The following is a 7,835-nucleotide window of genomic DNA, read 5'->3' as shown; positions in this document are numbered from 1 at the left end:
TTATCTGCGCTTTTGGCTTGGCATCTGCCGCACCTCGCTCGCCGTATCGGCACTTAGAATTATGCGGTATTGCCTTAGGAATTGTTAGCCCTGCTTTCAGGGCTTTTTGCAGATAACCAAAGGCTCTGCGCTGCTCCCTAACTCCTAACTCCTCACTCCTACCTCCTAACTCAAATTACAGGCAGCTCTTATAAGCGGCCATTGCGCCCTGCTCACGGATCAGGGTCAGGTTCTTGACGGTGGCTTCCTCAAAACCGGCAACCTTGGTCAGATCCTGGCCCCACATCTGCTCGTTGGTCATAACAGCATGAACCAGGGTCGGAATGTCGTCATCCTTGTGGGCATTGTAGAATTCCAGCACATAGCGGTCATCGGAAATGGTGTACTCGTTGCCCTTGGCGCGCTTGCAGACCAGGCCCTTATCGTTCAGTTCCTGGATGTTGTTGGAATAGAATGCGATGTAAGCGGCAAAGCTCATGGTCAGGCAGGTGGGCAGTTTGCCGTTCTTCTCGATATATTCCAGGAAGGACGGCATGTTGCGGGCACGCCACTTGGAGGTGGAGTTCAGGGAAATGCTCATCAGCTCATGGTTGACGAACGGGTTGTTGAAGCGGTCTTCCACAGCGGCAGCAAATTTCTTGCAGTCGTCCTGGTCCAGCGGAAGAATGGGAACAACTTCCTGCAGCAGCATCTTGTTCATGTAGCCCAGGATGGTTTCGTCGTGCATGCAGTCACGCACAATGTCGAAGCCTGCCAGGTAAGCACCCAGAACAAAACCGGTGTGTGCGCCGTTCAGGATGCGGACCTTGCGCTTCTTATACGGGCTCATATCGGGGGTAACAAAGACGTGGTCTTCCAGACCAGCTTTGCGGAACGGCAGGATATCGTTCAGCTTGGTGTCGCCCTCAATGACCCACACGCCGAAAACCTCGCCAACGTCCAGCAGGGGGTCAGCGTAACCGTGCTTCTCTTCAAGCTCGGCAACTTCCTTCGGGTCGCGGATGCGACCCGGAACAATGCGGTCAACCAGAGAGCCGCAGAAGGTACAGTCCTCGTTGACATATTTCTTGAAGCCGTCTTCCAGGCCCCACTGGTCAATGTACTGGTTGACGCACTTTAGCAGCTCCTTGCCGTTGTTGTCAATCAGCTCGCAGGCCAGCATGATGATGCCCTTCTTGCCGGCCTTGTAGCGGTGGTACAGCACCTGGGTCAGCTTTGCGGGGAAGCTGGACGGCGGGCAGTCGTTCTGCTGGCAGGCGGGATCATAAACGATACCGGCCTCGGTGGTGTTGGAAACGATGATTTCCAGGTCGTCGCTGGCGGCAACGTCCATCATCTTTTCATAATCAGCTTTTTCATACGGGTTCAGGCAGCGGGATACACTGGAGATCACGCGCTTGTCATCGACCTTCTGGCCGTTTTCGCTGCCGCGCAGGTACAGGGTGTACAGGCCCTCCTGTTCGTTGATCATCTTGGCCAGGCCGGGGGCGATGGGCTGAACCAGAACGCACTTGCCGTTCCAGTCAGCTTTTTCGTTGGCAAGGTCAAACCAGTAGTCAACAAAGGCACGCAGGAAGTTGCCCTCACCAAACTGCAAAACCTTTTCGGGGGCATTTTTCAGAATGTAGCCATCATAACCGGATTTTTCAAGGACCTGATAATTCAAAGTTTCCATTGGAAATTCTCCTTTGCAATGTGTGCAATTACGGCGGCGGTGTGCAGGGCCAGACAAAAACGCCCTGCGCTGCGTAAGCGCCTTGTTTAGCTTCATTGTATTTTTTTTTGCTTGCAACGTCAAGATGCTTTCGTGAAGAAACGCATATATTTTGCGCTCCTTTTTTGACTTTTTTCCCTTTCCCTGTTTTGCACAAGCGGGATGCAATATTTTTAGTGCTTTTTACATCAAAAGGGCAAGATTTGCAACTTGTTCAAACCGCTGCAAGTATGTATAATAATATCAGCTTATGTTTTATTCTGCTGTTTGGGGGCAGCATGATTCGTTCTGTTGACCCGCAGCACACAACGAAGGAGCTTGCAATTATGAAAGCATTTATGGACAAGGATTTCCTGCTGGAAACCCCCACCGCGCAGCACCTGTATCATGATTATGCAGAAACGCTGCCTATCGTAGACTATCACTGCCACATTCCCCCGCAGGAGATCTACGAGGACCGCCGCTTTGAAAATATCGCTCAGGTATGGCTGGGCGGCCATCAGGTTCTGGCCGATGGCTCTGACTACTACTTCGGCGACCATTATAAGTGGCGCGTGATGCGTTCCAACGGTGTGCCCGAAGAGTACATCACCGGTGACAAGCCGGACCGCGAGCGCTTCCAGAAGTTTGCAGAAGCACTGGAAATGGCCATCGGCAACCCGATGTACACCTGGTGCCACCTGGAACTGAAAAAGTACTTTGGCTACAACGGCGTTCTGAACGGCGATACCGCTGAGGAAGTCTGGAACCTGTGCAACGATAAGCTGCAGCATGATCCCAAGATGACCGTGCGCGGCCTGATCGAGCAGAGCAACGTTGCCATGGTCGGCACCACCGATGACCCCATCGACAGCCTGGAATGGCACAAGAAGATCAAGGAAGACCCCACCATCAAGGTTGTTGTTGCACCTTCCTTCCGCCCGGACAAGGTCCTGAACATCCGCAAGGACGGCTTTGCGGATTACATCCATAAGCTGGAAGAAGTTGTTGGCCGCAAGTTCGCCTGCGCCAACTGTGTGGTTAACGCTCTGGAAGAGCGCCTGCAGTTCTTTGTTGAGATGGGCTGCCGCGCTTCTGACCACGGGCTGGATTATGTTCCTTACGTGGAGACCAACGCCGAAAAGGCAACCGCAGCTTTCAAAAAGGCTATGGCCGGTGAGCCGCTGACCCAGGAAGAGGGCGACGCATACACCACCTACCTGCTGATCAGTCTGGGCCGCCTGTACAAAAAGTATAACGTTGCCATGCAGATCCATTACAGCTGCCTGCGCAATGTCAACCAGAAGATGTACAAGAAGCTGGGCCCCGATACTGGCTTTGATATGATCGCTGTGACCGATGGCAGCGCCGCCATCAGCAGCCTGCTGAGCAAGCTGACCGAGACCGGCGAATGCCCGAAGGTGATCCTGTACAGCCTGAACCCCGCCGACTTTGACATGCTGGGCACCATCCTGGGTGCATTCCAGGATGACGAAGTTCCCGGTAAGATCCAGCTGGGCTCTGCCTGGTGGTTCTGCGATACCGACGACGGAATGTACCAGCAGATGAAGACCCTGGCTCGCCTGGGGCTGCTGGGCAACTTTATCGGCATGCTGACCGACAGCCGTAGCTTCCTGAGCTACACCCGCCACGAACTGTTCCGCCGCCTGATGTGCAACCTCATCGGCAACTGGGTCGAGAATGGCCAGTACCCCAGCGATGAGAAGACCCTGAAGAAGATCGTGGAAGGCATCAGCTACTACAACGCACAGCGTTACTTCCACCTGTAATTCTGCACAAATCAGGAAACAAAACATTGTAAAAATTGCCCTGCTGCCTGAAAGACAGCAGGGCTTTTTCCATAGAATGAGAATCTTTTTCTTGTACAAAAGGGCAAAAGAAGAGGGCAAAATCGGGGCGAAGAGAAAAAGTTGGGAGGTGGGAGGGAGGAACTATTTTAATTAGGAATTAGGAATGAGAAATTAGGAATTGGAGGTAGGGTGTGGCAGGAGGCGAAAACCTTACCTCACCGCCGTAAGCGTATATTTGAAAATTACCACACTAGTAGAGGCGCACATTGTGCGCCCGCGGACGAGCTGCGAAATATTCCGTAACTCAAATAATCCAACTGCTGGCCTATTAAAAAAATGACCATACATCAACATAAAAAACAAATCCCCCGTTCCGCAGCGGCATTTACGCCTGCTGCAAAACGGGGAAAATCTTTTATGATCAGGTCAGACCTTTATGGGAGACAAACCGACACCCAATCAACCCGGCTGCTTGCCGATGTAGGCCAGGATGCCGCCGTCAACATACAGAATCAGGCCGTTGACGAAATCGGAAGCTTCAGATGCCAGGAAGACAGCGGGGCCGCCCAGGTCCTCGGCGTTGCCCCAGCGTGCAGCGGGAGTCTTGGCAACGATGAACTGGTCAAACGGATGGCGGCTGCCGTCCGGCTGGATCTCACGCAGGGGCGCGGTCTGCGGGGTGGCGATGTAGCCGGGGCCAATGCCGTTGCACTGAATGTTGTACTGGCCGTACTCGGAAGCAATGTTTTTGGTCAGCATCTTCAGGCCGCCCTTGGCAGCAGCGTAAGCGGAAACAGTCTCACGGCCCAGTTCGCTCATCATGGAGCAGATGTTGATGATCTTGCCGCCGCCCTGCTCGATCATGTCGGGGATGATGGCCTTGGCAACGATAAAGGGAGCGTTCAGGTCAACATCGATGACCTGACGGAACTGTGCAGCGGTCATTTCGCACATGGGGATGCGCTTGATGATACCGGCGTTGTTGACTAGAATGTTGATGTGGCCGACTTCCTCGGTGATCTGCTTGACCATGGCGTTGACGGCGTCCTCGTTGGTAACATCGCAGACATAGCCATGGGCAGTGATGCCAGCCTCTTTGTAAGCGGCCAGACCTTTATCAACCAGTTCCTGCTTGATATCATTGAAAACGATGGTAGCGCCGCAGTTTGCCATAGCGGTGGCGATAGCAAAACCGATGCCGTAAGAAGCGCCGGTGATCAGGGCAACCTTGCCGGTCAGATCAAATGATTTCGGGGTGCAGACAGACATATTTCTTACCTCCTGAAAGTGATGTTATGTAATTCAAAAGCCGCGCATAGAGCGGCAGGGGAACGAGATTGGAAATGAAGAAAGAATAAATAATAAAGAATAATGAAGGAATACCATCACTTTTAATTATTCTTTTTTCTTTATAAAAAGGTTTTACCGAAGATCAGTCGTAGCAATGTTATCCATGTCATCGAATTCCATGTTTTCACCACCCATGGCCCAGATGAAGGTGTAGTTGGAGGTGCCAACGCCGCTGTGGATGCTCCAGGACGGGCTGATAACAGCATCATAGTTGTGCATCACAACATGGCGGGTTTCGGTCGGCTCGCCGCACATGTGAAATACGGCCTGGCCTTCGGGAATCTCGAAGTAGGTGTAGATCTCCATGCGGCGCTCGTGGGTGTGGCTGGGCATGGTGTTCCAGTTGCTGCCTGGCTCCAGAGCGGTCATGCCCATGGAAAGCTGGCAGGTTTTCAGCACGCTGGGGTGGATAAACTGGTTGATGGTGCGCTTGTTGCAGGCTTCCAGGGTGCCCAGCGGGCGCTTGGCAGCGTCAGCCAGGGTGATCAGCTTGGTTTCATAACGGCAGTGGGCCGGAGCACTGACCATATAGAACTTGGCGGGCTTGGCGGCATCATCGCTGGCAAAGGTAACTTCCTTGGTGCCCTGGGTGATGTACAGGCAGTCCTTATAGCCCAGGTGATAGGCCACGCCGTCTGCGGTAATGGTACCGGCGCCATCACCAATGTTGAAAATGCCGATTTCGCGGCGCTCCAGGAAATAGTGGGTGCCAAAGTTTGCCCAAATGTCAATGCCCTTATCAATGGACACGACCTCGTTGACCGGCATGCAGCCCAACGTGACCATGCGGTCAACATGGCTGTAAACAGCAACCATCTCATCTGCTTTGTACAGATCGGTAATCAGGAACTCATTGCGGACTTCCTCGGTGGTATAGCGCTTGAAGTCACGCTGATTGCAGGAATAACGAATATCCATGGGGCGGAATCCTCCTGTTTTGCTTGCAGCGGCAGCGGACTGGCGGGATGCCAACCGTTTCACTGACCTTGTATACATACATTATAGCCGATTCTGCAGGCCGAAAAAAGTGTATACAAGCACAAGAATACGGTGCATGTTTTGGCGGGTTTGACAGCAGAAAAACGAAAGCAGTTAGGAATTAGGAGTTAGGAGGGAGGCGTTGAAGGAATAAATAAAGAATAGAGAATAATGAATAATGAATGAATAATGAAGGTGGACCGCCGCGCGTGGCGCGGCTCAAAAAATGAGCAGAGAGCATGGCAAGAGTTTCGTGAAATTTACGAATGGATAATATATATTAAAATATACAATCCGTATATTTTGACCGACCTTGTAACTTAATCTCTGAATGCTTTAATTTTATAATGCTTACTTACAGATGGCCAACGGCCTAATATCTTTTTTGCCCGGTGCAGCGCACCGGGCTTCCACCAAAAACTCCTATTTTCTAATTTCTGATTCCTAACCATCTTCTAACTCTTCACAAATTCTGTCTACGATAGCCATACACATGAAAACAATTCACTTTACAAATTAAACATACTCAACTATAATGATGCACAGACTTCAAAGGCGAAGCAGAGAACACGGCGGCTCCGCGGTATATGCGGGGACCGCCGCTTGCATTGTCATTTATATGCAGGGCAGCAAAAAGAGAGGGGACATCAATGCTTACACTGGATAAGATCTACCATGCCGCGTTTGTTCTGCGTGACGTTGCACGCCGCACGGATCTGATTGCGGCATCGCGGCTGAACAGCGCGAGTGACCTGTACTTGAAAACCGAGAACCTGCAGGTGACCGGCAGCTTTAAGGTGCGTGGCGCTTATTACAAAATCAGCCAGCTGACAGCAGAGGAGCGCGCCAAAGGCGTGATCGCCTGCTCGGCGGGCAACCATGCACAGGGCGTGGCACTGGCCGCCACCAGCATGGGCATCAAGAGCGTTGTCTGCATGCCGGACGGCGCGCCGCTGATGAAGGTGGAAAGCACCAAACGCCTGGGCGCCCAGGTGGAGCTGGTCAAGGGCACTTACGATGACGCCCATGACCGCGCTGTGGAACTGCAGAAAGAAACAGGCATGACCTTCATCCACCCCTATGATGATGAGCTGGTCATTGCCGGTCAGGGTACCATTGGCCTGGAAATTCTGGATCAGCTGCCCGATGTGGAAGCTGTTGTGGTGCCCGTGGGCGGCGGCGGCCTGCTGGCCGGTGTGGCCTTTGCCATCAAGAGCCTGCGCCCCGATGTCAAGATTTACGGCGTTCAGGCTGCCGGTGCCGCCAGCATGTACAATGCGTACCGCGACCATACGTATGAAACGCTGGACCATGTGGATACCTTTGCGGATGGCATTGCGGTAAAGACCCCCGGCGAAACCACCTTTAAGATGATCGAACAGTATGTGGACGGCATCGTGACGGTCAGCGAGGATGAGATTGCTGCCGCCATCCTGGCCCTGATGGAAAACCAGAAGCTGGTGGCCGAAGGTGCCGGTGCCACGCCGGTTGCCGCCGCGCTGTTCGGCAAGCTGCCCATCGAGGGCAAAAAGACCGTCTGCCTGATCTCCGGCGGCAATATCGATGTAAACATCCTTTCCCGCGTGATCACCCGCGGCATGATCATGAGCGGCCGCAAGACCAATCTGATGATTGCCCTGGAGGATAAGCCCGGCCAACTGACCCGCGTGAGCGAGATCATCTCCGGCATGGGGGCCAACGTGGTCAGCGTGCAGTACGACCTGGCCGACCCCAACATGACCGTGACCAGCTGCTTCCTCAAGCTCGGCCTTGAAACCCGCGACCACACCCAAATCGAACAAATTAAAGCCAAACTGACCGAAGAAGGCTTTAAGCTGGTAAGCGAGAGAGCGTAATTTTGAGTTAGGAGTTAGGTGGGAGGAGTTAGGAGTTAAGAAATAGGGGAAGGCACGCAGCTTAAGACTAAAGGCAACACCGCACAATTCCCGCCTTGCGGCTTAAGCACCGCTCCGGCAGCTGCGGCACGGCATCTGCGTTGCCAA

The 7,835-nt window shown here is 53.1% G+C and carries 5 protein-coding genes; 2 read left to right on the top strand and 3 right to left on the bottom strand.

Annotated features, from left to right (window positions below; all coding sequences use genetic code 11):
• Nucleotides 1-175: 175 nt before the first annotated feature.
• Nucleotides 176-1,675: a tagaturonate reductase gene (locus C4885_RS14355; RefSeq protein ID WP_114000989.1), complete on the bottom strand. Its 1,500-nt coding sequence runs from the start codon at nt 1,673-1,675 to the stop codon at nt 176-178.
• Nucleotides 1,676-2,040: 365 nt separating this feature from the next.
• Between C4885_RS14355 and uxaC the strand changes: the two genes are divergently transcribed.
• Nucleotides 2,041-3,483, top strand: a complete 1,443-nt coding sequence (gene uxaC, locus C4885_RS14350) for a glucuronate isomerase (protein WP_114000988.1) — start codon at nt 2,041-2,043, stop codon at nt 3,481-3,483.
• A gap of 480 nt (nt 3,484-3,963) precedes the next feature.
• Here uxaC and C4885_RS14345 read toward each other — a convergent pair whose 3' ends face one another.
• Entirely contained in the window at nt 3,964-4,773 is an 810-nt protein-coding gene (locus tag C4885_RS14345) for a gluconate 5-dehydrogenase (RefSeq protein WP_114000987.1), read from the bottom strand.
• 153 nt (nt 4,774-4,926) lie between these two features.
• Nucleotides 4,927-5,772, bottom strand: a complete 846-nt coding sequence (gene kduI / locus C4885_RS14340) for a 5-dehydro-4-deoxy-D-glucuronate isomerase (protein ID WP_114000986.1) — start codon at nt 5,770-5,772, stop codon at nt 4,927-4,929.
• Nucleotides 5,773-6,482: 710 nt separating this feature from the next.
• Between kduI and ilvA the strand changes: the two genes are divergently transcribed.
• Nucleotides 6,483-7,688 carry a threonine ammonia-lyase gene (gene ilvA, locus C4885_RS14335; protein ID WP_114000985.1) on the top strand — a complete coding sequence of 402 codons (1,206 nt, stop codon included), beginning with the start codon at nt 6,483-6,485 and terminating at the stop codon, nt 7,686-7,688.
• The last annotated feature ends 147 nt before the right edge of the window (nt 7,689-7,835 follow it).

Origin of the sequence: Subdoligranulum sp. APC924/74 (assembly GCF_003324125.1) — a bacterium.
GTDB lineage: Bacteria > Bacillota > Clostridia > Oscillospirales > Ruminococcaceae > Gemmiger > Gemmiger qucibialis.
This window is presented reverse-complemented; position numbering and strand designations above follow the sequence as displayed.

Excerpts from the sequence above, each read along its gene's own strand:
- C4885_RS14355 (WP_114000989.1), bottom strand. The coding sequence starts at position 1,675 with ATGGAAACTTTGAATTATCAGGTCCTTGAAAAATCCGGTTATGATGGC.
- C4885_RS14345 (WP_114000987.1), bottom strand. The coding sequence starts at position 4,773 with ATGTCTGTCTGCACCCCGAAATCATTTGATCTGACCGGCAAGGTTGCC.
- ilvA (WP_114000985.1), top strand. The coding sequence starts at position 6,483 with ATGCTTACACTGGATAAGATCTACCATGCCGCGTTTGTTCTGCGTGAC.
- kduI (WP_114000986.1), bottom strand. The coding sequence starts at position 5,772 with ATGGATATTCGTTATTCCTGCAATCAGCGTGACTTCAAGCGCTATACC.
- uxaC (WP_114000988.1), top strand. The coding sequence starts at position 2,041 with ATGAAAGCATTTATGGACAAGGATTTCCTGCTGGAAACCCCCACCGCG.